Raw genomic sequence first — 26,312 nt, forward strand, 5'->3', positions numbered from 1 at the left:
GAGGTGTCTGCAGCGCGAGCGGTGCCGGCCCGCGATGAATAGACGCCCCGGCCGGGCAAAGGTGACAAGCCGCCCGGTTTCCAGGCGCGGGGCATTCCCGGAAGGCGGTCTTTGTCACCTTTTCCGGGGTCCGAGCGTCTAATCGCCAGGAACACAGCGAACCGAGGGCACAGCATGTTCATCGTCTCCGAGTCCGGCGCGCCGATAGAGAGCGTCCATGGCATGGCCGGCAGTCAGGGCGACGGCAGTGCGGGCGCAGGGGCCGCGAAGGCCGCGCCTGCCCCGGCCGACGCCCAGCTCGTCGCTCGCGCATTGAGAGGTGAAGCGGGCGCCTTCGAGGCGATCATGAGGCGCTACAACCGGCTGCTCTTCCGCTGCGTCCGGGGCGTGCTCGGCGACGACGCCGAGGCGCAGGACGTGGTTCAGGAAACCTACCTGCGCGCCTTCTCGACCCTGGCAGGGTTCCGTGGAGATTGCGCGCTGGGCACCTGGTTGGCGCGAATCGCCTTTCATGCTGCGATCGACGCGCAGCGCCGGCGCGGCCGAACCGTGTCGCTCGACGACGAGTCCGAAGAAGGGACCGAATCCGATGTGGAGCCGATGATGAACTGGAATGTCTCGACCGCCGAGTCGCCCGACTCTCAGGCTGAGCGCGGCGAGATGCGAGTGCTCCTGACGAACGCGATCGAAGCCCTGCCGCCGATCTACCGGAGCGTGTTCATCCTTCGCGCCGTCGAGGAAATGAGCGTGGAGGAGACGGCCGACTGTCTCGAGGTCAGCGACGCGGTCGTCAAGACCCGTTACCTGCGCGCGCGGACCAAGCTGCGGGATGCGCTCGGCGATCGGCTCGAACCGCGCGCCCGCGAGGCTTATGCATTCGCCGGTTCCCGCTGCGACGCGGTCGTCGCCGGTGTGCTGGACGAACTCCGGCGCCAGGGACTCGTTTGCACCGACGCGCAGGAACGTCCGGCGACTTGCGTCGAATCCGAATCTCGCCTTTGAGTCGCTCAGCCGAGGGAATGCCCATGAGCCGCCAGTTTTGCATGAACGATCGATCCGGCGACGGCGCCGTGCCGGCGGGCAGGCGGCCCGAAGGTCTCGACGTCGGCGCGGCGGGCAGGAACCGCTGGCGCGCTGCGCCAACGATCGCCGTCGGCACGCTGCTCGGCGGCCTGATCGGCGCGTTGATGGGCGTGCTGCTGGGCCTGCTTCTGGGGATACTGATGGGTCCTGCGTCGGCGCTTGCCGCGCAGGCCGCTCGACCGGCTCCTGCTGCCACCGAAGCCGCTGCCGATCCTGCCGCGCTCCGGCGCGGCGAGCAGGTCTATTCCCGTTGTGTGGCCTGTCACGCCATCGAGGCCAATCGAACGGGCCCCCAGCACTGCGGGTTGTTCGGCCGCAGTGCCGGAACCGCGCCTGGCTACGACGCGTACTCGCCCGCCATGCGCGATGCGAAGATCGTCTGGGACGATCGCAGCCTGGACCGCTTCCTGCAGGCACCGACCGAGTTCCTGCCGGGCACCACCATGGGCTATGCCGGGGTGAAGGACGCGCGCGAGCGCGCCGAGCTGATCGCCTGGCTGCGCGTCGCCACTCGGGCAGGGAAGGCCTGCTCGGTGGCACGCTGATCGCGCGGCCCGTTCAGCCCGGAATCGACTCGGAGCTGTCGCTGAGGTCGGTGCGCACCGTCGCGGTGAACCGGCTGCCGGCGCCGTACGCGCTCTCGACGACCACGTCGCCGCCCATCATCCGGCAAAGGCGCCGGCTGATCGCGAGCCCCAGCCCGGTGCCGCCGTACTTGCGGGTGGTGGCGGCGTCGGCCTGGGTGAAGGGTTCGAACACCTTCGCGACCTGCTCGGGCGTCATGCCGATGCCGGTGTCCTCGACTTCGAATGCCACCACTTCCACGCCCTGTTCGGTCCGCCTGCGCACGCGCAGCGTGACCCTGCCGCCTCGGGTGAACTTCGCGGCGTTCGACAGCAGGTTGATCAGCACCTGCCCCAGGCGCATCGGATCGGCGCGAAGCTGGCCCGGCCGCTCGGGCAGGTCGAGCACCAGGGTGTTGCGATTCGCGGCGAGCAGCGGGCGCACGGTGGAGGCGGCCTGGTCGACGAGCTGGCTGATGTCGCAGTCCTCCTGGCTCAGCTCGACGCGGTCGGCCTCGATCTTCGAGAGATCGAGCACGTTGTTGATCAGCCCCAGCAGGTGCTTGCCGGCGCCCTTGATCTTGGCCAGGTCGCCCAGGACCTGGGGCGGCGCGCCGTCCTCCTTCAACTCCTCCTCGAGTATCTCGCTGTAGCCGATCACCGCGTTGAGCGGCGTGCGCAGTTCGTGGCTCATGTTCGCGAGGAACTGCGACTTGGCGACGTTCGCCGCGTCGGCCGCCTCCTTGGCGCGGGCCAGCTCGACCGAGCGCTGCTGCAGTTGCGCAATCGAGTCGCGCGCCAGGCGCACGGCGGCCGTCGTGCGCTTGCGCAACTGCTCGGCGTTGCGGCCGTTCATCAGCAGGTAGAGCGAGGACAGGTACAGGAACAGCAACTGCGCGAGCGCCTGTCCCCAGGCGATCTGGACACCGTCGACATGCAGCTGGTAGGCGAGCATCGCCAGGTAGCAGACCGGCGCGAAGTGAGCGAAGGCCGCGGCGCGGCGGAAGCTCACGAAACTCTGGTCGGCCACGCGCAGGGCGAGCAGGAAGAACAGCCAGCTGCTGTGCCCGCCCGACACGTAGACCGCGCCAGTCCAGAGCACCATGTCCACCGCGAGGAACAGCAGGCCCAGGTCGACGATCCGGACGCGACTGTAGAAGCGCGCGAGCACGAGCCACGAGAGCAGGCAGTAGGCCTCGGCGATGGCGGCGTAGGCGATCACCGGTCGCCAGTCGTCGATGTCGTTGGCAGCGTTGTGCCCGACCAGCACGAGGATCAGCAGCTGGAAGCCGATTGCCCGCACCACCGGATAGACGTCGACATTGAAGTGACGCCGGCGATCCTCGCTGTGACGCGCCGCTTCGTCGGCATCGACCAGCACCTTCTGGCTCAGCGACTCGGTTGCGTGGCCCCCGCGAGGCTCGAGGCCGAGCTGCGTCAGAAGGCGGGCCGGGCTCTCGGCGGCGTTCGCGGCGGGATCGTGGGGCGATGGCGGCGGCGTCACGGCAGGAGTGGTCGGTTGTCCGATCGGCTGGACGGCGTCGGTGCAAGAATTCGTACCCGCGGGCTTGGCCCCCGGCGGGGCCCGGCCCCGGGCGAGCCGCGGACGGCGCGGGGCAGTATGCCAGATGTGCCGCCGGGCAGGCATCCATCCGGCGCGCCCCGGTCTATGGCGAAGCGGGCGGCCGCATCGCCTCGCGCAGCCCGAGCGCGCCCAGCAGCAAGGCGAGCGCGATCAGCGCGATTCCGGTGAGGCGCTGATCGTCCTGCAGGTAGTTCACGCACAAGCGCTGCGGCGCATCGAGGTAGAGCAGGCCCGCGGTGCCCGTCATCCAGGCCAGGTTGCCCAGCATCCAGAGACGCAGCTCGGGGTCGAGGCGGCCCCAGCTGTCGGCAATCGCCCAGCCCGCCAGCCACCAGGCGCCGTGCTTGGCCGCCGCGACCGCCGGCGTCAGCAGGGCCAGGTCCAGCAGCGTGGGGATCATCCAGACGGCAGTCACCGCGCTCAGCAGCGTCGCGCCGGTCCAGCCGCGCCAGTCGAGTTGCCGCCACGCCAACGACAACGCCCGCATCGGCCCGGAAGCCGGGCACATGCGCCGGACAGCCCAGCCCGAGGCCAGCAGCGCCGGGAACTCGACCAGCATGTGCAGGAGCATCCGGCTTTCGATGGCGTGGCGCAGGGCCGGCCAGAGAAGGAGCAGCGGGAGGCAGGCGATCGCCGCGGTGCCCGCGATCGTGCGGGGCCTGGCGATCGGATCGGTTTCGGCGATCGCCTCGGCACCAGCGACCCCGGCGATCCGCTCGCGGCGGGCAGGCAGTGCCGGGCCGTTCATGGCCTGCCCTGCCGAGCGGCGTGCAGGGCGTGCTCCGGCGCCGAGAGCCTGCGGGCGGCCTCGAGCGCGTCGGACCAGCGGTCGAAGGCGAAGACGGCCCGCAATCGCCCCCGGCCGTCGAGCAGGTGGATGTCGCCGTTGTGCACGAAGCCGCCCATCCCGTCGGGTATCGCGATCACGCCCAGGCTGCCGAGCAATGCCTCGGCGTCGCGCATGGTGGCCGGCACGGCGAACGACCACCGTCGGGGATCGGCATGCAGGAGGGCGGCCTGCGCGGCGAGGCGAGAAGGCTCGTCGTACGCGACGTCGAAGGAGATCGACACCAGGCGGATGCCGCCCTCGGGCGGGTCAGAGGCAAGCGCCCGCTGCATCTGCTGGTACTCGTTGCCGAGCGCGCGGCAAACGCCGGGGCATCGGGTGTAGACGAAGTCCACCAGGTAGGCCGCCCGGTTCCGGGCGGCGCCGTGCCGGCCTGGCGGGTCGTCGCGCCAGAGCGGCGGAGCCGGTTCCAGCGCGAAGCGAAGCGGGACCTGCGGCGCGCGCAAGCTGCCGATGGCGATGAGTCGCTGCCGTCGGTCTTCGAAGGTCCAGACTTCGAAACCGAAGCTGAGCTCGTGGACGATCCAGGTCGCACCGAACAGGATCGCCAGGCACAGCACGGCGCTCAGTCGGCGCCCGTTCACTCCGGGGCGGCGAGCTCGGCGTCGCCCTTGAACGGCTCGGTGCGGCCGGCCGTTTCCTCGCGGACCGCGGCCACGGTTGGCGCGTCGATCGGGGCGGCCCGGTTCCCCCACTGGCCACGGATGTGGGTCAGCACGGCGGCGATCTCGGCGTCCTGCAACTGGGCCCCGAAGGCCGGCATCGCGCCGTTGTAGGTCGTTCCCTTGACGGTGAGCGGGCCGGCGATACCGTGCAGCACGACCGACACGAGCGTTTCGGCCTTGCCGGTGACCCATTCGGCGCCAGCCAGCGGAGGGAAGGCGCCGGGCAGGCCGGTGCCGCCGGCCTGGTGGCAGGCAGCGCAGCGTGCCGCGTAGACCGCGGCGCCGTCGATCGCGGCGCCCGCAGGCGCCACGGCGGGGCCGCGCAGCTCGGCGAGCGTGCGGCCGTCGCCGAGCTCGGGCGCCTCGTCGAGCGAGGCCCGGGCGATGTACACGATGCCGAACCCCAGCAGGGCCGCGGTGAGCAGCAGCACGAACCAGGGCATCGGGTTGGGTGCCTCGCTCGGCTCGGGATTCTCGCGCGCCTGCTGCGGGCGAACGTCGGACCGGGTCATTGCGCTGCAACTCCCGGATAGCTGCGGTCCAGCGACTGCAGGTACCGGACCAGGTCCACGGCTTCCGGGCGCGCCACGACCACGCTGCCTGCGGGGGCCAGGCCCGCCGGCAGGCTCACCACCACATCGTCCCGGTCGGCGCGGGCCTTGAGCTCGAACAGGAAGGGGTAGCTGGGCATGATGCTGTCGGGCACGTAGGCGCGCGGCTGGAACAGGTGGCCGAGATGCCAGGCCTCGCTGGGCTGGCGTACGCCGATGTTCATCAGATCGGGTCCGGTGCGCATCGTTCCCAGCAGATGCGGCTGGTCGTAGGCGTAGTCGCCGGCCACCGTGGCCCGCCCCCATCCGCGTGCGTGGTCCGGCGCGAAGTTCCTTGCGCGCGGCTGCTGCGAATGGCAGTAGACGCAGCCATTGGCAATGTAGACCTCGCGTCCGCGCAACTCGGCGCTGCTGTAGGGCTTCAGGCCGGGCAGCGGCGGTGTGTCGCGCACCTGGAGGTAGGGCAGCACGACCAGCGCGCTGGTCGCCAGCGCCAGCATCACCATCGCTCCGGAGACGAGCTTGATCTCGTTGTTCATCCCGCGGCCTCGTTCTCGACGATCCGCCCGAAAGGCCGGCGGAAGAGGGCCGGCTTCTCGCGTTGCGGCCCCGCGTTCAGCACCATCAGCACGAAGTGGGCCGCGAAGGCCAGGTGTCCGGCCACCATCATCGCGCCGCCGACGCTGCGCCCCTTGAGCCAGGGAAGGGTCACCGTGACCGAATCCATGAACGGCCGGGCGGCGTCGAGCATTGCCTGCCCCTGCAGCCAGCCGGCAGTCGTCAGGCTCGCGAAGTAGACGGCGAAGCCGGCGGAGACGAGCCAGAAGTGCGCGGTGATCAGCCAGGGAAAGGGCCACTCGCGCGCGGTGATCCGCGGCATCGTGAAGTAGATCGCGCCGAAGAACACGAAGCTCACGAACCCGTAGAGCCCCAGGTGGGCGTGCGCGACCGTGTAGTGGGTGAAGTGGGTGACCGCGTTGATGCTGCGCAGCGCCTCGAACGAGCCCTGCACCGAGCTTGCGGTATACATCAGGCCGCCGACGCCGATGAAGCGAAGCGTCGGCGAGAAGCGCAGCGCCGACAGCCGCCCCTGCAGCGTCTGGTACTGGTTAACCGTGAAGGCGGCCACCGGAATGATCATCATCATGCTCTGCACGATGGACAGGGTGATCATCCACTCCGGCACCGGCCCGCCGATCAGGTGGTGCCCGCCGACCTGCCCGTAGAAGAAGGCGAGCCCCCAGAAGCCGAGCAGCGACAGGTTGTACGACTGGATCGGTCGCCCGATCACCTTGGGCAGGAAGTAGTAGACCGAGGCGAGGGCCAGCGGCGTGTAGAACAGGCCCAGCACGTTGTGGCCGAACCACCAGTTCATCGCCGCCTGCTGAACCCCGTGATGCAGGCCCGGGGTCTTGGCCACGACGAACAGCACCGGCAGCCAGAAGAGCGCGCAGGCCATGTACCAGACCGACACGTAGAGATGGTCGACCTTGCGGTTGACCAGTGTGAACACCAGCGGCAGGCCGATCAGCGCGCCGCCGACCGCGAAGAGGGCGCCGATCTGCCAGGGGATCTCCAGCCACTCGAGGCCGTCGCTGATGCCCGCGGCGATGCTGCCCAGTCCGGCGATCAGCGCGGCGTTCCACAGCACGGCGCCGGCGAAGGCAAAGCGAGAGCCGAGCAGCGGCGTCTTCAGCAGGCGCGGGATGACGAACATCGCGATGCCCAGCCCCGCCATCGGCGCCCAGCCGTACGCCACCGCGTTCAGGTGGATCGTGCGGATCCGGCCGAAGGTCAGCCACGCCTGCCCGACCAGCCAGTCGGGTTCGTGCAGCTTGATCGACGAGACCAGGCCTGCGGCGGAGGCCACGAGCAGCCAGACGATGGCGCAACAGAAGAAGAAGAACACCAGCGGCCCGGTGGAGGCGTCGGCCCGTGCGCGATCGACGAGTTCGTCGGACTCGGCGTGGGTCGAAGACGCTCCGCTCGCGGCGTCGATCGCCTGCTGCAGCGAGCCCTGCTCGGCTGCGGTGGCGGCCGGCTCCTCGATGCGGCCGATCTCCCTTGGGGCGAAGATCACCTCGGCGCCCCGGCTGCTGCGGTCGAAGAGCCCGGTGCGCTGCGACCAGACGAAGGCCAGCAGGGCGACGAAGGACAGCACGAAGGCCGACAGCAGGATGGCGACCGTGTTCACGCGGATTCCTCGGCAGGGCGGGCCTCGGTTTCGGACTGCACGAGGGCAGGCGCTTCGGCCGCGGTCGCCGCGGCCGTGCCGGACCCGTCGCGCCGCAGTTCGTCGCGCTTGCGCGGGACCCCCGCCCACGCGTCCGCGTCGGGCAGCGGCGCGCGGGTCCGGGTGATCGGCTTCCAGATCGTGGACAGTTCGGCGTTGAGGGGGATGAAGTCCTGCTGGTCCGCGGGCACGTCCTCGTCGAGGAAGATCGCCTCGACCGGGCACTCCGGCACGCATACCGCGCAGTCGATGCACAGGTCCGGGTCGATCACGAGGAAGTTCGGTCCCTCGCGGAAGGCGTCCACCGGGCACACGTCGACGCAGTCGGTGTACTTGCAGCGGATGCAGGCTTCGGTGACGACGTGGGTCATGGCCTTGCCTCGGTCACGGCGCTGGCGGCTATGGTGGATTCGTGAGGGGCCGGCATCGGATTGCGGGTCGAGACAGGAGGGGACGCTCGGGCATGCCTCTGACTCGAGCACGTTCTTCAAAGAAGCAAGATTGATGCATGTTAAACGCCTTGCGTGTTTAAAGCAATATGCAACATGCATCTTTAAGCGATGGCACGAGGATTCCGCCGGAGCCGGCAAGGGGCCCGCCGCGTGGCGCGGCGAGCCGGTCAACGCGGCGCCGCGGCGCCTGCCCTCGCTGCCTTCTCGCGCTCGATGCGCCCGGTCGCGTCGCGGGCCACCGCCACCGACCCCTGGGCCACGCCGCCATCGTCCACGACCAGCGCGAAGCTCATCTCCACGTAGAGCCTGCGCCCGGACCGGTGCAGGGCCCGGGTGAGGGTGGGGCGCCCGCCGAGCCGGGTCCGGCCCCGCGCCAGGGCGAGGTCGAAACCGCGCCAGTGGGCCTCGCGCAGGTGCTCCGGAATGATCAGATCCAGCCGCTGCCCGATCGCTTCGGCGGCGGTGAAGCCGAACATCGCTGTCGCGGCGGCGTTCCATCGCCGGATGACGCCACCCCGGTCGGCGTAGACGACGGCCTCTGCGAGCTGGCCGAGGATGACCTCGTCCAGCGATCGTTGGGATGACATGACGGCCCTCGGCGCGAAAACGGTTGTCAGGTGGAGCGCATCCGATAAGATGCGAAAGTCAGACATGTTATGTCATGTCGTGTCGCCGCGCCCCATGAGGCGATCGGCGGCATGCTGCATCGAGGAAGGCCGTGCGACTCGCCGAATACACCGACTTCACATTGCGCGTGCTGATGTACTGCGCGGTCAATGCCGACCGCCTCGTCACTGTCGGCGAGCTCGCGGAGCAGCACGGCGTGTCGAAGAACCACCTGATGAAGATCGTCAGCGACCTCGCCAACCAGGGGATCCTCGAGACGATTCGCGGCCGGGGTGGCGGGCTGCGCCTGTCCAGGGCACCCGACGAGATTCGCGTCGGCGGCATCGTGAGGCGCTCCGAAACGGACTTCCGGCTGGTCGAGTGCTTCGACGGGCGCACCAACACCTGCACGCTGACGCCGACCTGCCGGCTCAGGCACCTGTTCGAAGGCGCGCTGGCCGCCTATTTCAGGGAGCTCGACGGCGCGACGCTGGCCGACATCGCGCCGCTGCCGCCGGAGCCTCGCGGCACGCCGCGCCGTGCAGCGAGCGGGCCGATCCTGGCGAAGATCGCTCCGCCGGTGAGCCGAAAGCGCGCGCCACCCAAGCGCTCGGGCTGATCGGGCGCGCCGCACGCCTTCGAGCACCTGCTTGCGTGGCGGGCGCCGCGAGGGCTAATATAGATGTACAGACGATGCATGTTATGGCTCGCCATCGCATTGCGGTGGCTTGTCGCCGCGGCATCGAACTGACGACCCACCGATCCTCGTCCATCGAATCCCGAGAGAGCCCGATCATGTCGCAAGCCCACCAGCATCTTTCCCCGACCGCCGTCTACCCCTTCGATGCGCGGGGCGTGGCCAAGCGTTTTCGTCACGCGGCGATCTTCGGCGCGCTCGATTCGCTCCGCCCGGGCGAGACCATGCGCTTCGTCAACGACCACGACCCGCTGCCGCTGCTCGAGCAGCTTCGCGCCCGCTATGGCGAGAATGTCGACATCGCCTACCTGCAGCGCGAGGCCGGCGCGATCGTGATCGACTTCGTCGTGCGCTGAGCCGACGCGCGCAGCGCGCCTCCCGCTTCGGCCCCTCACGGGGCCACTGGAGCCCGCTGCAAGGCCGGCGGGCTCAGCTGGCACCCAGGATCACCGGGTTCATGGTCCGCGCCGGGTCCAGTGCATCGCGAACCCGGCGCATGAGTTCGAGCTCCAGCGGCGAGCGCAGGCGCGCCAGCTCGCCCGGCAGGACGCGGCCGATCCCGTGCTCGGCGCTGAAGGTCCCGCCCAGGGCAGCAGCCTCGTCGTGCACGACCGCGCGCACGATGTCCGCGAAGGCGGCGGGATCCTCGAGCGCCTGCCAGTCCTCGAAAGAAAAGCGCGGGATGAAGTGCACGTTGCCGTCGCCCATGTGCGCGACCAGCACGATCGTGGCGTTCGGCCAGCGCGCCCGCACCGCTCCGCCGGCGCGGTCGATGAACGCGGGCAGCGCGCGCACCGGCACCGCCACGTCGCAGGCCAGCCCCATGCCGGACTTGCGATTGGCCTCGGCGATCGAATGGCGGATGAACCAGAAGGCCTGCCGCTGCGCCTCGCTGGCCGCGATCGCAGCGTCGCGCAGTCGCCCCGCTTCGGCCAGGCGGCCCAGCGCGTCTTCCAGCAGGCCCGAGAGGTCGGCGCGCGCCCAGGTGTCGGCCAGTTCGACCAGCACTGCGTAGGGCGCCTCGGGATCGGTCGGCAGCCGGACGTCCGGAAACTGCGCGGCGACCGTCTCCAGCTCGGCCCGGTTCAGCAGCTCGCAGCCCGCGATCCGTTCGCCGGCCATGGCCTGCAGCAGCTCCAGGGCCGCCAGCGCATCGTGGACGGTGTCGACGGTCAGCCAGGCGGCAGCGATCGCGGCGGGCTTCGGATGCAGGCGCAGCGCCACGCCGGTCACGATGCCCAGCGAGCCTTCCGCGCCGATGAACAGCTGCTTGAGCGCGTAGCCGGTGTTGTCCTTGCGCAGCCGGCGCAGGCCGTCCCAGACGCGGCCGTCGGGCAGCACCACCTCGAGCCCGAGTACCTGCTCGCGGGTGCTGCCGTACTTCAGGACGCCGGTGCCGCCGGCGTTCGTCGACACGTTGCCGCCGATCTGGCACGAACCCTGCGCGCCCAGGCTCACGCCGTAGAGCCGGTCGCACGCGTCGGCCGCCTGCTGGATCGTCTCGAGCACGCAGCCGGCGTCGGCGACCAGCGTGTTGCCGAGCGGGTCGACGTCGCGAATCCGGTTCATCCGGCGCAGCGCGACCACGACCGGCGCGTTGTCGTCGGCGATCCGGTCACCCATCGGCACGGCGCCGCCGACCAGGCCCGTGTTGCCGCCCTGGGGCACGACCCGAACGCCGGCCGCGGCGCAGGCGCGCACGACTGCCGAGACCTCCTCGGTGCTGCCCGGCAGCACGACCGCCAGCGCCTCGCCGCCGTAGCGGCCGCGCCAGTCGCGCGTGTAGGGCGCCGTGTCGTCGGCGCCGGCCAGCACGTGGGGGGCGCCGACGCAGTCGCGCAGGGCGACGATCAATGCCGCGGCGTCGCTCATTGCGCGCCTCGCTCCCGCTCTGTGCCCCGCACGGTCTTGCGCGCCATGCGCCATCGGTGCACCGCGCTCGGGCCGTGGGAATCCTGGCGCGCGTCGTTCTCGAACGGGATCGCCTGCCCGGCGATGAACTGGCGGGAGCGAACGCCCGGCGCGATCAGCTCGGGGGAAATCGGGAAGTCCAAGTCGGGTGCTCCGTCGTTGGTGGGCGGACGCGCAGGCGAGCCGGATGACGCCCGGTCAGCGCGCGGGATGCTTCCTTCCGGTGGCGGCGAGATCCTCGCGCAGTCGGGCAGGGAGCCGATTGAGCATCCACCGGATCGCGGCCGGGACCAGCACCAGGTCGTCGACGAGACCCAGGAACGGAAGGGTGAGCTCCGGCAACAGGTCGATCGGCGAGACCAGGTAGAGCAGCAGCAGTGCCGTGCCGGCCTTGAGCCAGAACGGCGCGCCGGGATGGCGTAGCGCGCGCCAGAGGGTCTTCGCGTCGCCGCGCACCAGGAGCCAGAGGGCCGACAGTCGCTTCCACATGCCGCGAATTGTCGCATTCCGCTTCGGAAGCCGGAGACGGAGCGCCGCAGCGCAATCGGCTAGACTTCGAGGATGAATCAGGACGAACTCAAGCGGGCCGCGGCCCGCGCCGCGCTCGACGAACTCGTCGACGGCGCCATCGTCGGGGTCGGCAGCGGGTCCACCGTCAACTTCTTCATCGACTACCTCGGCGAGCGGCGCGAGCGGATCGCGGGCGCCGTGTCCAGTTCGGAGAAGAGCAGCGCGCGCCTGCGCGAGCGCGGCATCGAAGTCCTGGAGCTGAACGATGTCGTGGCTGCCGGCAGGCCCATCCCGGTCTACGTGGATGGCGCCGACGAGATCGACACCGGCCTGCGGATGATCAAGGGCGGGGGCGGGGCGCTGACCCGCGAAAAGATCGTCGCGGCGGCCAGCGGGTGTTTCGTCTGCATCGTCGATGCCTCCAAGCTCGTCGAGCGGCTGGGCGCCTTTCCGCTGCCGGTCGAGGTCATCCCGATGGCCCGCGAGCTGGTCGCGAGCCGGCTGCGCGAACTGGGCGGCAGGCCCGTCGAGCGGGCCGGCTTCGTGACCGACAACGGCAACCTGATCCTCGACGTGGCCGGGCTGGGCATCGACGATCCGGTCGCCATGGAAACCCGCATCAACCAGTGGCCGGGCGTCGTGACCGTCGGCCTGTTTGCGAGCCGCCCTGCCGACGTGGTATTGATAGCAAAGCCGGACGGCATCGAGCGCAGGCCGTCGCGCGGCTGAAGCCAAGAAAGACAGACAGGAGAGCCGCGTGTCATCTCGATCGCCGCGAACGGATCTGGCCGGAGACAACGAAACCATCATCCAGAGCGACCATGCGGTACGACCGCAGCGCGACGAGAAACTGACCTTCCTGCAAGGCTTCCTGCGCGAGCCCAAGGGCGTCGGCTCGGTGATCCCCAGCTCGCGATTCATGGAGCGCAGGCTGGTCGAGGTTGCGGGCCTCGCCACGGCCGATTCGGTGGTCGAACTGGGGCCGGGCACCGGCGGCACCACCCGGGCCTTCCTGAAGGCCATGCCGGCCGGTTCCGCGCTGATGGCGATCGAGCTCGACGGGCTCTTTGCCGACCATGTCCGCAGCGCCATTCATGACCCCCGCCTGGTGGTCCACCAGGGCAGCGCCGAGGACATCGTCGAGACCCTGGCCGCGTATCGCCAGAAGTCGCCGCAGGCGGTGATCTCCGGCATTCCGTTTTCCACGATGCCGGCCGACCTCGGCCTGCGCATCGTCGAGGGCGTGGGGGCGGCGCTCGCCCCGGGCGGCTGTTTCGTCGCCTACCAGTTTCGCGACGTGGTCGCGCGCCATGCGCGTCAGGTGTTCGGCGCGGCGGAGTACGAGCGCATGGAGTTCCTGAACATTCCGCCGATGCACGTGTGGCGCTGGCGCAAGAAGGGCGGCTGACGGCTTCTCGTTCGGGGCGCGGCCGCTTCTCTTCGTCGGGGCGGGCGCGAGGCCGGAATGGCGCGCGCAAGCGCGGGTGCGCTGTCCGCTTCGCGGAAACGCTTGGTCGCGCGGACGCTCAGCCCCGACCGCGGAACGCAACTCGCCCGCCTGCGGCGGGCTCAGACAGCGTTCCGCTCTCGCTTCGCTCGCCGGGTCTTCGCTGCGCTCCCGCGCCAGCGCACACGCGCTTGCAGAAAGCCCGCCTCCCCCCGCCCGCCGGGACCCGTTTGCGCATGCGGCCGCGCCCCGCCCGCGAACGCGCATCAGCCAATGGTTGGCCAAAGGATCCGAGCGGCCCGTACGGCGTCGCGCGCGAGCGAGGCGAGCGCCCCGCGCAACGCGTGGCAGTCCGGAAGATCCAGGTCCGGGGGCTGGGGCGAGGGCTGGCGCCGGACATTTCGGCAAGCCGCGTGCTGACGAAGGAACCGGCGATCAGGGAGGGCGCTGTCTGAGCGGGCCCACCGGGCCCGCGAGTTGCGCCCGACCCGCCGGTGACGAGGCAGACGCGGGAACCCCTCGCCGCAGGCGAGGGGCGCAGCCGTATGTCCGGCGCCAGCCCTCGCCCCAGCCCCTGGACCGGGCGCAGGAGCAGACCCGTTGGTCCAGGGCGCTCGCGTTGTTCGCGCGCGACGAGACGCGCCCTCAGGCCGACGGCGGCACGTAGCCGGCGACCGCGTCGCCGCCATCGCCGAAGAAGTACTTCTCCATCTGCGTCGCCAGGTACTTTCGCGCCCGAGCGTCGGCCAGGTTCAGCCGGTTCTCGTTGACCAGCATGGTCTGGTGCCGGACCCAGCCTTGCCAGGCCTCCTTGGACACGCTCTCGTAGATCTTCTTCCCGAGCTCGCCGGGGTAGGGCGGGAAGTCGAGGCCTTCGGCCTCGCGTTGAAGCTTCACGCAGAAAACGGTGCGGGACATTCGATTCCTCAGAGTTGCTTGATCAGCACGCGCGAGCGGCGCTGCCAGTTGTACATGCTCTGCCGCTCCAGCGGCAACTGTTCGACGGAAGCGAGCACGAAGCCGCGCTTCAGGAACCAGTGCATCGTGCGGGTGGTGAGCACGAACAGGCGCTTGAGCCCCGCGGCGCGGGCGCGCTGTTCGATGCGCTTGAGCAGGCGCTCGCCGTCGCCGCGGCTCTGCGCCTTCGGGTTCACCGCCAGGCAGGCCATCTCGCCGATCCGCTCGTCGGGGAAGGCGTAGAGCGCGGCGCAGCCGAAGATCACGCCGTCGTGCTCGATCACCGTGAAGTTCTCGACCTCGCGCTCGATCAGCGAGCGGTCGCGCTTGACCAGCGTGCCGTCTTCCTCGAGCGGTCGGATCAGCGCCAGAATGCCGCCCACGTCGTCGGGCGTGGCCTCGCGCAGCTCCTCGAGGGTTTCCTCGACCAGCATCGTGCCGACGCCGTCGTGCTGGAACAGCTCGAGCAGCACGCTGCCGTCGAGCTGCAGCGGGATGATGTGCGCGCGCGCCACGCCGCCGTCGCAGGCGCGCAGCGCGTGGCGCAGCAGGAAGGCGGCGTCGGGGGTCAGCAGTTCCGACCGGAGCAGGCGCTGCGCGTCGGCCTCGGAGATCTCGCGCAGGAGCTCGTCTTCGACCGCGGTCAGTGCCTCGGGTTCGGCCAGGAAGATCAGCTTGTCGGCGTCGAGCGCGACCGCGGTGCTCACCGCCACGTCTTCCATGGTCAGGTTGAAGGCCTCGCCGGTGGGCGAGTAGCCCAGCGGGGACAGCAGCACGATCGCGCCGCTCTGCATCGCGAAGCGGATGGTCTGGATGTCGATCTTGCGCACCAGCCCGGTGTGCTGGAAGTCGACGCCGTCGACGATGCCCACCGGGCGGGCGACCACGAGGTTGCCCGAAACCACCCGTACCGAGGAGTGGGCCATTGGCGTGTTGGGCAGGCCCTGCGAGAACGCCGCCTCGATGTCCAGGCGCAACTCGCCGGCGGCTTCCTTTGCGCATTCGAGCGCGGCAGGATCGGTGATGCGCAGGCCATCGGAATACTGCGGCTCCACGCCGCGCAGCCGGAGCTGTTCGTTGACTTGCGGGCGCGAGCCGTGCACGACCACGATCCTCATCCCCATGGCGTGCAGCAGGCTGAGGTCCTGCACCAGCGCGTTCAGCCGGCCGGCCTCGATCAGCTCGCCAGGCACGCCGACCACGAAGGTCTTGCCGCGAAAGGCGTGGATGTAGGGCGCCACGGTGCGCAGCCAGGCGACGAACTGCTCCGGTTCGGGCAGGGCCGGCAGGTTGGAAGCCACCGGGGCGAGATCGCCGCTGGCGGATGGGACGTCGGCAGGGGCGACGTCGGCGGCGGCGCGGGGGGGCGTGTTCATCCGCTCATTATAATTTCGCGCCATGTCTTCGCCCCAGCGCCCTCGCGCACAGCAGCAGGATTCGCCGCGGCCGGGCGCTTCCGCGCGGAAATCCGACCGCCGCCCCCGGCCCGGGCCGGCGCGGCGCTTCGAGCCGCGGCCGCTGCCGCCACTGAGCTTTCCCGAATCCCTGCCGGTCTCGGCCCGGCGCGAGGAGATCGCGGCCGCGATCCGCGCGCACCCGGTCGTGATCGTGAGCGGCGAGACCGGCTCGGGCAAGACCACCCAGCTGCCCAAGATCTGCGCGATGGCGGGTCGCGGGCAGGCGGGGCTGATCGGCCATACCCAACCGCGGCGCATCGCCGCCACCGCGGTGGCGAGGCGCATCGCCGAGGAGCTCGGGTCGCCGCTGGGCACGCACGTGGGCTACAAGATCCGCTTCAACGAGAAGCTCGCCGCCGGCGCCTCGTTCAAGCTGATGACCGACGGCATCCTGCTGGCGGAGACGCTGTCCGACCCGTTGCTGCGCGACTACGACACGATCATCGTCGACGAGGCGCACGAGCGCAGCCTGAACATCGACTTCCTGCTCGGCTACCTGAAGCAGCTGCTCGAGGGGCCGCGGCGCGACGACCTGCGCATCGTGATCACCTCGGCCACGATCGATGCCGAGCGCTTCGCCCGGCATTTCGGGCGCGACACCGGACGCGTCGACGAGCACGGCAAGGCGATCGTCGAGCCCGCGCCGGTCGTCGAGGTGTCGGGGCGGCTCTACCCGGTGGAGATCCGCTGGCAGGGCTTCGACGACAGCCATCGCGACGACGAGGACGAGGACGACCTCCCCTCGCGGATCGACGAGGCGATCGAGAGCCTGTGGCGCGAGGCGCCCGGCGACGTGCTGGTCTTCCTGCCGGGCGAGCGCGAGATCCGCGACGTGGCCGAGCACCTGCGCCGGCTCATCGCGCGCGCGAGCGCGCGCGGCGGGTCGGGCGGCGGATCCCACGGTGGCTCGCTCGGTGGATCCATCTGGGCGCGCGGGCCGGTCGAGATCCTGCCCCTGTACTCGCGACTGTCGGCCGCCGACCAGCAGCGGGTCTTCTCGCCTTCGCGCGGCCGGCGCATCGTGCTGGCCACCAACGTGGCCGAGACCTCGCTGACGGTGCCGGGCATCCGCTACGTGGTCGACTCGGGCCTGGCCCGGGTCAAGCGCTACCGCTACCGGAACAAGGTCGAGCAGTTGCAGATCGAGGCGATCTCGCAGGCGGCGGCCAACCAGCGCTCGGGGCGCTGCGGTCGGGTGTCCGACGGCATCTGCGTCCGGCTCTACGACGAGGCCGACTTCCTCAAGCGGCCGCGCTTCACCGATCCCGAGGTGCTGCGCTCCTCGCTGGCCGGCGTGATCCTGCGGATGAAGGCGCTGCGGCTGCCCGACATCGAGGCTTTCCCTTTCCTCGATCCGCCGCCGCGCAAGGCGATCGCCGACGGCTTCGCGTTGCTGCACGAGCTGGGCGCGGTCGACGAGCGCCGCGAGCTGACCGACGTCGGCCGCACGCTCTCCAGGCTGCCGCTCGACCCGCGCATCGGCAGGATGCTGCTGGCCGCCCGCGAGCTGGGCGCGCTGCGCGAGGTGCTGGTGATCGCCGCGGCGCTGTCCTCGCAGGACCCGCGCGAGCGCCCGCCCGAATCGCAACAGGCGGCCGATCAGTCGCACAAGCGCTTCGCGGACGAGAGCTCCGACTTCGTCGGCTGGCTCGAGCTCTGGAACCACTGGCAGAGGGCGCAGGCCGGCAAGGAGTCGAACCGCCGGCTCGCGAACCAGCTCGAGCGCGAGTTCCTGTCGCCCCGCAAGCTGCGCGAGTGGGCCGACGTGCATTCGCAGCTGGTCGAGACGCTGGGCGAGATGCACTGGAAGGCCAACGACAAGCCGGCCACGCCCGAGGGGATCCACCGCGCGCTGCTGACCGGCCTGCTCGGCAATCTGGGCTTCAAGCCGCTCGACGAGCCGCTGTACGCCGGCACGCATCAGGTGAAGTTCGCGATCCATCCCGGGTCGTACCTGACGAAGAAGGCGCCGCGCTGGATCATGGCCGCCGAGCTGGTCGACACCGGCAGGCTGTATGCGCGGACCGTGGCGAAGATCGAGCCGGAGTGGATCGAGAAGGCCGCCGATCACCTGATCCAGCGCAGCTGGTCGGATCCGGTGTGGTCGAAGAACTCGGGGCAGGTGGTCGCCCACGAGCGCGGCATGCTCTACGGGCTCACGATCTACGCGCAGCGGCGGGTCAGCTACGGTCCGCGCGACCCGGCGCTCGCGCGCGAGACGATGATCCGCGCCGCGCTGGTCGAAGGCGACTGGGACGGCAAGCTGCCCTTCTTCGTGCACAACCGCAAGCTGATCGCCGAGATCGAGAAGCTCGAGCACAAGATCCGCCGGCCCGACCTGCTGGTCGACGACCGCTACCTCTTCGACTTCTACGACGCGAAGATCCCGGCCGAGGTCTGGTCCGCTCAGGCGCTCGAGCAGTGGTGGCGGGCGGCGTCGCACGACGACCCGAAGCTGCTGTTCCTGTCGCGCGACGCGCTGCTGAAGAAGGACGCCGGCGACATCGGCAGCGACGCCTTCCCGCGCCGGCTCGCGATGGCAGGCGTGGCTTTCGAGCTCGACTACCGCTTCGAGCCGGGCACGGCCGACGACGGCGTGACCATGACCGTGCCGATCGCCGCGCTGAACCAGGTCGATCCGCTGCGCTGCGAGTGGCTGGTGCCCGGCATGCTGAAGGACAAGGTCCAGGCGCTCTACAAGTCGCTGCCGCAGAAGCACAGGCGGCACCTGGTGCCCTTGCCCGACAGCGCCGGGGCATTCGTGGGGCGGGTGGCGGCGCGGGCAGCGGATCCGGGATCCGCGGCCGGCGACTGGATTCCCGGCAAGCCGCTGATCGACGCGCTGATCGACGACCTGCACGATCGGCACGGCATCCGTCTGCTGCGCGAGGACTTCCGGCCGGAGACGCTGCCGGCGCACCTGTTCATGAACTTCCGGCTGATCGATGCGCACGGCGCGCGCATCGCCGCTTCGCGCAACCTGCCTCAGTTGAAGGCCGACCACGGTGCGCGCGCACAGACGGCTTTCCAGGCGGCGCTCGCCCAGCTGGGTGACCGGCTGAGGGTTTCGGCCGCGCCGGACGAGGGGATCGGCGAGGCCGGGGCGGTTGCGGGCGGGGCCGCGGACGCGGGGCCGCACGCTGGCGCGGGCCCGGCCACGACGGGCACGGTGAGGGCGCCGGGCGCCGGGGCCGGCGCCGCGGCCGCCGGCCAGGGCGGGGCAGACGCCGCGGCCGGGCCGGCCGGCCTGTCGCCCGGCCAGCGCTTCACCGACTGGTCCTTCGGCAGGCTGCCGGAACTGCTCGAGATCCCGGGGCGTGGCCCCCGCGCGCAGGCGTTGATCGGGTTTCCGGCCGTCGTCGACGTCGGCGACGCAGTCGAGTTGCAACTCTTCGACGAGCCCGAGGCCGCCAAGGCTGCACAGCGCGCCGGCACGGTCCGCCTGTTCGCGCTGGCGCTGAAGGAGCCGATCAAGTTCTTCGAGCGCAACATCCCCGACTTCCAGAAAATGTCGCTGCAGTTCGCGAGTTTCGGCAGCGGCGAGGATCTGAAGCGCGAGCTGGTGGCGGCGCTGATCGAGCGCGCCTGCCTGGGCGAGCCGTCGCCCGACGACGCCGAGTCCTTTGTGGCCCGGCTGGCCGAGGCGCGACCGCGCGTCAACCTGATCGGCCAGGAGGTCGCACGCACGCTGGCGGGGATACTCGCCGAGCACCAGGGCATCCTGCGCAAGCTGCAGGCCGCGCGCGCCCACGCGCAGGCCGCCGAGGACGTCGGCAAGCAGCTCGAGGAACTGTTGCCGAAGCGCTTCGTGTCGGCCACGCCGCCCGAGCGCTTCCGCCACCTGCCGCGCTACCTGAAGGCGGTGTCGGCGCGGCTGGACAAGCTGCGCACCGAGCCCGCGCGCGACGCCCAGAAGATGGCCGAGCTGGCGCCGCTGCTGCAGGCCTGGCGGCGGATCGCGATTCAGCGCCGCGGCCAGGCCGATCCGCGGCTCGAAGCGTTCCGCTGGCTGCTCGAGGAACTGAGAGTGTCGCTGTTCGCGCAGGAGTTGCGCACGCCGACGCCGGTGTCGGTCAAGCGGCTCCAGAAGGCGCTGGAGGCGCTGCGGGCTTGAGCTTCCTGGCGATCTGCCGCGCCAGCCCGATGGCGGCCGTGGCCCACGTCGCCAGCGCCACCGGCAGGAAGACCTCCGGCACCCAGTGCAGGAACTCGAAGCCCATGGCCTCGGCCATCTCGCGGGTGCTTGCGGCATACATGCCCAGCGGGAAGATCGCGCCCCAGTAGAGCGGGTCGTAGCGCAGCGGATGGCGCTTGTAGACGTAGCGCCAGCAGGCGAGCACCAGCAGCATCGGGATCCACCAGGTGCCGGTGGCCCAGTAGAACACGGTGAACCCCTTCAGGAAGGGCAGCAGCGATTGCAGGAAGGGGGCGTCGGGCGCGTTGTGGATGAGCAGCGAGCCGGCGAGCGTCGAGATCGCCATCGCGCCCATGTTGATCCAGTAGGGCGGCGCCAGGTCGCCCGGCGAAAAGCGGAAGAAGGTGTAGCGGTAGAAGATCAGCGACATCATCCAGATGTAGAGCATGCCGCCCCACAGCCACATCGACAGCGCGAAGAAGTTCAGTTCCAGCCGCCAGGGCTGGCCGATGCGGGCGGCGATCAGTGCGCCGAGCACCGCGAGCGATTGGGTGGCCACCACCGCCAGCAGCCAGCCGCCGCTGATGCCGCGGTCGAGCGGTGGCTTGTCTTCCTTGATCGTGAAGGCGGCGAACACGGTGTAGGTGAGCAGCAGCCAGAGCGCGAGCGCGCCGAACCACATTGCCACGCCGGTGCGCAGGTCGTCGGCCAGCAGCGTGAACTCCGAGCCCACGATCGCGGTGCCCGCCACCATCGTGAAGAAGCCGGGCCCGCGCAGGTGGTCCACCAGGTCCGCAAGGAAGCGGCGGCTGTGCCGCAGCAGCCGGAATGCGGTCAGCGTCCAGAGCACCAGCCAGGCCGTGACGTCGATGGCGAACATCGGCCGCGCGAGCGCGGCCCAGCCTTGCCGGTGCGCGGCCAGGGCGATGATGCCGGTGGCCATGACCATTCCAAAGCTGGCGGGGGACAGATCCGCTGCGCCCTCGGCGATCCGGGCGAGCAGGCCTTGCGAGCGCGTCGCCATGATCAGCGCAACCCCAGCAGCCAGATCGTCAGGCTGATCGTGAGCACCGAGAGCACGGTGCCGGCCGCGATCGCTGCGCTGATCGCCCCAGTGGGCACGCCGTAACGCTCGGCGATGATGAAGCTGTTGCTCGCGCCGGGCATGGCCGCGCAGAGCACGCCGATGGCGGCCACGAAGGGGTCGGGACGGAACACAAGGTACAGCGACAGGGCCACTGCCATCGGGTAGAGCACCAGCTTGGCGGCGACCAGCGCGCCGATCTCGCGGTCGATCCGCAGGCGCTGGCCGCCGAGCGCGGCACCGATCGCGAACAGCGCGCCGGGTCCCGCCGCGCCGCCCAGCAGCCGGGTGAAGTTGTCGACCACCGAAGGCAGCGACCAGCCGAACACGGAGACCACCAGGCCGGCGGCGATGGCCAGCACCAGCGGCGAGCGCGCCAGGCTGGCGAACACCGGCACCCAGGGAGAGGCCCGGCTGCCGGCGCCACGCTCCCGGCCGCGCTGCAGCTCCATCAGCACCATGGACAGGATCACGATGACCACGATGTCCAGGATGATCGTCAGTGCCACCGTGGGCAGCGCCTTGGCGCTGACCTCGGCGATCAGCGCGATGCCCAGGTAGCCGATGTTGCCGTGGGTGATGTGCAGCGACAGCGCTGCGGCATGCGCGCCGTCGGCGGGCGGTCCGCCCAGCCGGCCCCGCCGGGCCATCCGGTAGACGAACAGGTAGGCGCCGAGCGCCGCGAGGACGTAGCCGATCGTGTAGCGCCAGTCGATCAGTTCGCCGATCGGGCGCAGCGCCACGACCCGGAACAGCATCGCCGGCAGCGCGAAGCGGAACACGAAGGCATTGATGCCTTCGACCGCCTTCTCGGGCAGCATTCGTCGGCCCGCCGCGACATAGCCGCAGAAGACCAGCGCGAACACCGGCAGGGTGACTTCGAGGACCGCGAGCATGGCCCCCGAAGTGTATGCCGGTGTGGCATGATCTTCGGCCCGTTACGTTCCGGATGTCTGTCCAGATGGCGCTCTCCGGTTCCCTCCGATTCCGTTCCCCCCGCAAGCGCGTTCCCCCTGCCGGGCGCCGGCGCGCGCTCGCCGGCGCGCTGGCCGCCGCTTCGCTGCTGCCCGCCGCTTCGCTTCTGGCCGGCGCCGTCGGGCCGCGCGCGGCCTGGGCCAATGCGGCCGCGGCCGGCGCCGCGTCAGCAGGGCCGGCGCCGGCGAGCCCGTCGTCCGACTTGCCGCCCCTCTTCGTGCTGAACTCGCGTGACGCGAACGTCTCGCGGATCGACCGCAGGGCGCTGACCGAGGTCGAGCGCATCCCGGTCGGCAAGGAGCCGCATCACCTGTACCCCACGCCGGACGGCAGGTCGCTGATCGTGGCCAATGCGGTCAGCGACGAGCTGCACTACTTCGATCCGCTCACCGGCGCGCTTCAGAAGCGCGTCCCCGGCATTCCGGATCCCTACCAGATCGGGTTCTCGCCGGACAGCCGCTGGTTCGCGGTGGCGGCGCTGCGGCTCGACCGGGTCGACCTCTACCGCCACGAGCAGGGCGGGCTGCAGCCGGCGCGGCAGATCTCCTTGCCCAAGGCGCCCAGCCACCTCTGGTTCTCGGCCGACAGCGCCACGGTCTTCGTCACGCTGCAGGAGAGCGACGAGATCGCCGCGATCGACGTGGCGCGCGGCGAACTCCTCTGGAAGCTGCCCACCGGCCGGCAGCCGGCCGGCATCGTGGTCACCCCGGACGACCGCCGGCTGATGGTGGGTGCGATGGGCGAGGACTACGTTCACGTCATCGACTGGCGGAGCCGGGAGACGGTGGCCCGCATCGTCACCGGCAAGGGCGCGCACAATTTCCGCGGGCTGGGCGATGGCCGTCACCTGTTCGTGTCCAATCGTGTGGACAACACGATTTCCATCGTCGACATGCAGGCGCTTTCCGTCGTGGGCGCCATCCCGGTGCCGGGCGGTCCCGATTGCATGGACGTCACCGCCGACGGCCGCGAGCTCTGGGTTACCACCCGCTGGGCCAAGCGGGTTGCGGTGGTCGACCTGACCCAGCGCAAGGTGGTGCGCACGATTCCGGTCGGGCGCTCGCCGCACGGGCTGTACCTGCACGACCGGGCGCCCTTGCTCTGATCTCCATGGCCGCGACGTCGCGACGAGAGACTCGCTTGCGGGCGGGCAGGGCGGGAGGCGCGCTGGCAGTGGCCGTTGCGCTGGCCGGCGCCGTTTCGTCGTCCGCCGCAGCCTGCCTCGGCACCGTCTACCTGACCTTCGACACCGGCAACATGCGCGATGCCGAGCGGATCGCCGCCACGCTGGCGCGGCACGACGTGCGCGCCACCTTCTTCCTGGCCAACGAGCGCACCACGCGCGGCGACCACGCACTGGACGACGGCTGGCGCGACTGGTGGCGGGCCCGGGCGGCCGAGGGCCATGCCTTCGGCTCGCACACCATGGACCACGTGTACTTCGCCGGCATGGCCGGCGGCCGGGCGCGGGCGAAGCCGCAGTTCGGCGAGCGGGCCGGGCGCGAGCAGCGCTGGGGTGCCGGCGAGGTCTGCGCCGAGATCGGCCGGGTCGATGCGCGCTTTCGCGAGCTGGCCGGACGGCCGCTCGATGCGATCTGGCGCGCGCCGGGCGGGCGCCTGCCGAGGCCGGTCGAGCGCTTCGCGTCGGATTGCGGCTGGTCGCACGTGCCCTGGACGCCGGCCGGCTTCCTGGGCGACGAACTGCCCTCGGAGAAGTTCCCCAACGAGCGCTTGCTCGCGCAGCAGCTGAAGGCCATCGGCGACGGCGACATCCTGCTCGCGCACCTTGGCATCTGGTCGCGCAAGGAGCCCTACGCGCCGATGCTCGACCCGCTGATCGCGGGGCTCAAGGCCAGGGGGCTGTGTTTCGCGACGATCCCGGAGCACCCGCGCTGGCGGGCGGCGGGAGAAAGGTGAGGCGAGGATGTTCGAGACGGTGTCCGGCTGGATGATCGAGTTCGTGGCCGCGTTGCAGCAGTGGATCTTCGAGGGTTTCGTGCAGCCGCTGCTGTTCGCCGTGGGGCTGATGCGCTGGCAGGAGGACGCCTTCGACGCCACCGAGTGGTTCGTGATCGGTGTGCTCGAGGTCGGCCTGCTCGCCCTGCTGCTGGGCGGCGCGCAACGCCTGTGGCCGGCCGAGCCGATGACCGACCGCAGCGCGGTGCGCACCGACATCCTGTACACGTTGCTGCACCGGCTGGGTGCGATCCCGGTCGCGGTCTTCTTCCTGGTCACGCCGCTCTTCGACGCGCTCGAGGCCTGGCTTCGGCTCGCCGGCTTCTCGCGGCTGAACCTCGAAACGCTTCTGCCCTGGCTGGACGGCCGCCCGTTGATGGCCTTCCTGGCCTACCTGATCGTGCTCGATGCGGCCGATTACCTGATCCACCGCGCCCAGCACACCTGGCGCTGGTGGTGGACGCTGCACGCGGTGCACCACAGCCAGCGCCAGATGACCTTCTGGAGCGACAACCGCAACCACCTGCTCGACGACCTGATCCGCGACGGCCTGCTGGCCCTGCTCGCGATCGCGATCGGCGTGGCACCCGGCCAGTTCGTGGCCCTGGTCGTGGTGTCGCGCGTGCTGCAGAGCCTGCAGCACGCCAACCTGCGCTGGCGCTTCGGCGCCGTCGGCGAGCGCCTGCTGGTGAGCCCCTCGTTCCACCGCCGCCACCACGCGATCGGCGTGGGTCACGAGGGGCGCCGGCATGGCTGTAACTTCGCGGTGCTGTTCCCGATCTGGGACGTTCTCGGCGGCACTGCCGACTTCCGGCCGGGCTGGGTGCCCACCGGCATCCGCGACCAGCTCGAGGGCCGGGACTACGGGCGTGGCTTCTGGTCGCAGCAGTGGCTCGCGCTGCGGCGCTGGGCCGGGCGGGCATAGGGGGCCGCGAGCGGACGCACCGGCGCGCCCGGATCGAGCGCGTCCGGGCGCGCCGGTATCATCGTCGTCATGCAAAGAGTGCTGAAGGCCTTCGGCCGTTCGATCGCGAGCCAGCTGCATCCGAAGATGCTGGGGCTGCTGGTGCTGCCCTTCGTGGTGTCCCTGCTGTTCTGGATCCTGGCCGCGTGGCTGGTCTGGACGCCGCTCACCGACTGGCTCGCCGCCGCCCTGTTCGAGGGGGGCTGGCTGGGCAGTTTCTACGGCTGGGCGCAGGGCATCGGCCTGGGCGGCATCCGCGACTGGATTCCGGCGCTCATCGCGCTGCTGCTGGTGGTGCCGGCCAGCTGGGTGACCGCCATCGCGATCGTCTCGGTGTTCGCGATGCCGCTGGTCATGCGCTTCCTGGTCGCGCGCGACTACCCGGGCGTGGTCCGGCAGGGTACCGGCTCGCCGCTGCCGGGCCTGCTGAACGTGCTGGTCGCGATCCCGCTGTTCGCCGTCGGCTACCTGCTCACGTTGCCGCTGTGGCTGATCCCACCGCTGGCGCTGGTGGTGCCCTGGTTCTGGTGGAGCTGGCTCACCGCCCGGGTCATGCGGATGGACAGCCTGGTCGAATACGCCGACCCCGGCGAGCGTCTCGCGATCGAGGCGCGCTACCGCAAGGAGTACCTGCTGCTGGCGATGCTCGTCAGCGCGCTGAACCTGGTGCCGCCGCTCTTCCTGGTCACGCCGGTGCTGTCGGCGCTGGCCTTCGGCCACTACTCGCTGGCCATGCTCGCCGAACGGCGCGCGGCGCCGCCGGTGCTCGCCCGGCCCTGAGCCACGCCGCACGACCCATCCTCGAACCCGGAACCCTCATGAACTTCGGACTGATCGTCATCGGCGACGAGATCCTGTCGGGCAAGCGACAGGACAAGCACTTTCCCAAGGTGGTCGAACTGCTCGCGGCGAGGGGGCTTCAGCTGTCCTGGGCCGAGTACGTCGGCGACGATCGCGAGCGCCTGGTGTCCACGCTGCGGCGCAGTTTCGATTCCGGGGACGCGGTGTTCTCCTGCGGCGGCATCGGCGCCACGCCCGACGATCACACGCGCCAGGCGGCCGGCATCGCGCTGGGACTGGCGCTCGAGCTGCACCCCGAGGCGGCCTGCCTGATCGCCCAGCGCACCGCCGAGATGGCCGCCGAGGGGCGCGGCAGCGCCGACATGAGCCTGCCGGAAAACCGGCAGCGGCTGAAGATGGGCGAGTTCCCGGCCGGCGCGGGGATCATCCCCAACCTTTACAACCGGATTCCCGGTTTCGAGATCCGCAAGCACTTCTTCGTGCCGGGTTTTCCGGTCATGGCCTGGCCGATGATCGAGTGGGTGCTCGACAACCGCTTCGCCGACCTGTTCCACCGGGAGCGGCGGGCCGAGCGCTCCTTCCTGGCGTTCGAATTGCCCGAATCCGTGGTCACCCCGCTGCTCGAGGAGATCGAGCGCGACTTCCCGGGCATCCGGGTGTTCAGCCTGCCGTCGGTGGGCGACGACGGTAGCCGCAGGCACATCGAGCTGGGGGTCAAGGGGCCGGAGCACCTGGTGGCGCCGGCCTTCGAGCGGCTGGAGGCGGGCACCCGGGCACTGGGCGCCGAGATCGGCTGAGGCGCGGCCGGCCAACCCGCGCTGGCGCCGCCGGCC

At 70.6% G+C, this 26,312-nt stretch carries 26 protein-coding genes and 1 pseudogene; 12 read left to right on the forward strand and 15 right to left on the reverse strand.

Going from position 1 to position 26,312, the window contains the following annotated elements; genetic code table 11:
- Positions 1-174 precede the first annotated feature (174 nt).
- Complete coding sequence (locus FHP08_RS16870; protein WP_225879182.1) at positions 175-1,002, forward strand: RNA polymerase sigma factor; 828 nt, start codon at positions 175-177, stop codon at positions 1,000-1,002.
- A 221-nt stretch (positions 1,003-1,223) separates the two neighbouring features.
- On the forward strand, positions 1,224-1,628 hold the full coding sequence (locus FHP08_RS16875; RefSeq protein ID WP_147705752.1) for a c-type cytochrome: 405 nt from the start codon (positions 1,224-1,226) through the stop codon (positions 1,626-1,628).
- 13 nt (positions 1,629-1,641) lie between these two features.
- Here the strand turns inward: FHP08_RS16875 and FHP08_RS16880 are convergent, their stop codons facing one another.
- From FHP08_RS16880 to FHP08_RS16915, 8 genes and pseudogenes are all read right to left on the reverse strand, one after another.
- Positions 1,642-3,150 (reverse strand): sensor histidine kinase, encoded by a 1,509-nt coding sequence (locus FHP08_RS16880; protein WP_187272342.1) that lies wholly within the window; start codon positions 3,148-3,150, stop codon positions 1,642-1,644.
- Between the two features lie 163 nt (positions 3,151-3,313).
- A complete protein-coding gene (locus tag FHP08_RS16885; RefSeq protein ID WP_147705669.1) occupies positions 3,314-3,979 on the reverse strand; it encodes a hypothetical protein in 666 nt (221 codons plus the stop codon).
- Positions 3,976-4,662: an SCO family protein gene (locus FHP08_RS16890; protein WP_147705670.1), complete on the reverse strand. Its 687-nt coding sequence runs from the start codon at positions 4,660-4,662 to the stop codon at positions 3,976-3,978. The genes FHP08_RS16885 and FHP08_RS16890 overlap by 4 nt, the downstream gene beginning before the upstream one ends.
- Entirely contained in the window at positions 4,659-5,255 is a 597-nt protein-coding gene (locus FHP08_RS16895) for a c-type cytochrome (protein ID WP_147705671.1), read from the reverse strand. The genes FHP08_RS16890 and FHP08_RS16895 overlap by 4 nt, the downstream gene beginning before the upstream one ends.
- Positions 5,252-5,833, reverse strand: a complete 582-nt coding sequence (locus FHP08_RS16900) for a cbb3-type cytochrome c oxidase subunit II (protein ID WP_147705672.1) — start codon at positions 5,831-5,833, stop codon at positions 5,252-5,254. The genes FHP08_RS16895 and FHP08_RS16900 overlap by 4 nt, the downstream gene beginning before the upstream one ends.
- Positions 5,830-7,488 (reverse strand): cbb3-type cytochrome c oxidase subunit I, encoded by a 1,659-nt coding sequence (locus tag FHP08_RS16905; RefSeq protein WP_147705673.1) that lies wholly within the window; start codon positions 7,486-7,488, stop codon positions 5,830-5,832. The genes FHP08_RS16900 and FHP08_RS16905 overlap by 4 nt, the downstream gene beginning before the upstream one ends.
- A gap of 89 nt (positions 7,489-7,577) precedes the next feature.
- A pseudogene (fdxA, locus tag FHP08_RS16910) lies at positions 7,578-7,898 on the reverse strand (ferredoxin FdxA); the annotation flags it as partial.
- Positions 7,899-8,146: 248 nt separating this feature from the next.
- On the reverse strand, positions 8,147-8,566 hold the full coding sequence (locus FHP08_RS16915; RefSeq protein WP_147705675.1) for a PAS domain S-box protein: 420 nt from the start codon (positions 8,564-8,566) through the stop codon (positions 8,147-8,149).
- A 131-nt stretch (positions 8,567-8,697) separates the two neighbouring features.
- Between FHP08_RS16915 and FHP08_RS16920 the strand changes: the two genes are divergently transcribed.
- Entirely contained in the window at positions 8,698-9,204 is a 507-nt protein-coding gene (locus tag FHP08_RS16920) for an RrF2 family transcriptional regulator (protein WP_147705676.1), read from the forward strand.
- Positions 9,205-9,380: 176 nt separating this feature from the next.
- The gene (locus tag FHP08_RS16925; RefSeq protein WP_147705677.1) at positions 9,381-9,638 is read left to right on the forward strand and encodes a DUF2249 domain-containing protein; all 258 of its coding nucleotides are present in this window, start codon (positions 9,381-9,383) and stop codon (positions 9,636-9,638) included.
- A 73-nt stretch (positions 9,639-9,711) separates the two neighbouring features.
- Here FHP08_RS16925 and FHP08_RS16930 read toward each other — a convergent pair whose 3' ends face one another.
- Genes FHP08_RS16930 through FHP08_RS16940 form a run of 3 tightly spaced genes read right to left on the reverse strand, consistent with a single transcriptional unit; the run spans position 9,712 to position 11,682 of the window.
- On the reverse strand, positions 9,712-11,154 hold the full coding sequence (locus FHP08_RS16930; protein ID WP_147705678.1) for an FAD-binding oxidoreductase: 1,443 nt from the start codon (positions 11,152-11,154) through the stop codon (positions 9,712-9,714).
- Positions 11,151-11,336, reverse strand: a complete 186-nt coding sequence (locus FHP08_RS16935) for a hypothetical protein (protein WP_147705679.1) — start codon at positions 11,334-11,336, stop codon at positions 11,151-11,153. The genes FHP08_RS16930 and FHP08_RS16935 overlap by 4 nt, the downstream gene beginning before the upstream one ends.
- A 55-nt stretch (positions 11,337-11,391) precedes the next feature.
- Positions 11,392-11,682 (reverse strand): YkvA family protein, encoded by a 291-nt coding sequence (locus tag FHP08_RS16940; RefSeq protein WP_147705680.1) that lies wholly within the window; start codon positions 11,680-11,682, stop codon positions 11,392-11,394.
- 72 nt (positions 11,683-11,754) lie between these two features.
- Here FHP08_RS16940 and rpiA point away from each other — a divergent pair, with 72 nt between their 5' ends.
- Both rpiA and FHP08_RS16950 read left to right on the forward strand, forming a co-directional pair.
- Positions 11,755-12,432 (forward strand): ribose-5-phosphate isomerase RpiA, encoded by a 678-nt coding sequence (gene rpiA / locus FHP08_RS16945; protein ID WP_147705681.1) that lies wholly within the window; start codon positions 11,755-11,757, stop codon positions 12,430-12,432.
- Between the two features lie 28 nt (positions 12,433-12,460).
- Positions 12,461-13,111, forward strand: a complete 651-nt coding sequence (locus FHP08_RS16950; protein ID WP_222707924.1) for a class I SAM-dependent methyltransferase — start codon at positions 12,461-12,463, stop codon at positions 13,109-13,111.
- 684 nt (positions 13,112-13,795) lie between these two features.
- Here FHP08_RS16950 and FHP08_RS16955 read toward each other — a convergent pair.
- Together FHP08_RS16955 and argA are read right to left on the reverse strand one after the other, a co-directional pair.
- The gene (locus FHP08_RS16955) at positions 13,796-14,068 is read right to left on the reverse strand and encodes an oxidative damage protection protein (protein ID WP_147705682.1); all 273 of its coding nucleotides are present in this window, start codon (positions 14,066-14,068) and stop codon (positions 13,796-13,798) included.
- Positions 14,069-14,076: 8 nt separating this feature from the next.
- Positions 14,077-15,483 (reverse strand): amino-acid N-acetyltransferase, encoded by a 1,407-nt coding sequence (argA, locus tag FHP08_RS16960; RefSeq protein ID WP_147705683.1) that lies wholly within the window; start codon positions 15,481-15,483, stop codon positions 14,077-14,079.
- A gap of 22 nt (positions 15,484-15,505) precedes the next feature.
- On the opposite strand from argA, the gene hrpA reads away from it, so the two are divergent.
- On the forward strand, positions 15,506-19,678 hold the full coding sequence (gene hrpA / locus FHP08_RS16965; RefSeq protein ID WP_147705684.1) for an ATP-dependent RNA helicase HrpA: 4,173 nt from the start codon (positions 15,506-15,508) through the stop codon (positions 19,676-19,678).
- Here the strand turns inward: hrpA and FHP08_RS16970 are convergent.
- Both FHP08_RS16970 and FHP08_RS16975 read right to left on the reverse strand, forming a co-directional pair.
- A complete protein-coding gene (locus FHP08_RS16970; protein WP_147705685.1) occupies positions 19,638-20,723 on the reverse strand; it encodes a tellurite resistance/C4-dicarboxylate transporter family protein in 1,086 nt (361 codons plus the stop codon). The genes hrpA and FHP08_RS16970 overlap by 41 nt on opposite strands.
- A gap of 2 nt (positions 20,724-20,725) precedes the next feature.
- Positions 20,726-21,679 (reverse strand): AEC family transporter, encoded by a 954-nt coding sequence (locus tag FHP08_RS16975; RefSeq protein ID WP_147705686.1) that lies wholly within the window; start codon positions 21,677-21,679, stop codon positions 20,726-20,728.
- Between the two features lie 65 nt (positions 21,680-21,744).
- On the opposite strand from FHP08_RS16975, the gene FHP08_RS16980 reads away from it, so the two are divergent.
- From FHP08_RS16980 to FHP08_RS17000, 5 genes are all read left to right on the forward strand, one after another.
- Positions 21,745-22,863, forward strand: coding sequence for a YncE family protein (locus FHP08_RS16980; protein ID WP_147705687.1), 1,119 nt, complete (start codon positions 21,745-21,747; stop codon positions 22,861-22,863).
- A 5-nt stretch (positions 22,864-22,868) separates the two neighbouring features.
- The gene (locus FHP08_RS16985) at positions 22,869-23,675 is read left to right on the forward strand and encodes a polysaccharide deacetylase family protein (RefSeq protein WP_147705688.1); all 807 of its coding nucleotides are present in this window, start codon (positions 22,869-22,871) and stop codon (positions 23,673-23,675) included.
- Positions 23,676-23,682: 7 nt separating this feature from the next.
- Positions 23,683-24,639, forward strand: coding sequence for a sterol desaturase family protein (locus FHP08_RS16990; protein ID WP_147705689.1), 957 nt, complete (start codon positions 23,683-23,685; stop codon positions 24,637-24,639).
- A gap of 69 nt (positions 24,640-24,708) precedes the next feature.
- Positions 24,709-25,458: an EI24 domain-containing protein gene (locus tag FHP08_RS16995; RefSeq protein ID WP_147705690.1), complete on the forward strand. Its 750-nt coding sequence runs from the start codon at positions 24,709-24,711 to the stop codon at positions 25,456-25,458.
- A gap of 38 nt (positions 25,459-25,496) precedes the next feature.
- Positions 25,497-26,276, forward strand: a complete 780-nt coding sequence (locus tag FHP08_RS17000) for a competence/damage-inducible protein A (protein WP_147705691.1) — start codon at positions 25,497-25,499, stop codon at positions 26,274-26,276.
- Positions 26,277-26,312 lie beyond the last annotated feature (36 nt).

Source organism: Zeimonas arvi, from assembly GCF_008039575.1.
GTDB classification, from domain to species: Bacteria; Pseudomonadota; Gammaproteobacteria; order Burkholderiales; family Burkholderiaceae_E; genus Zeimonas; species Zeimonas arvi.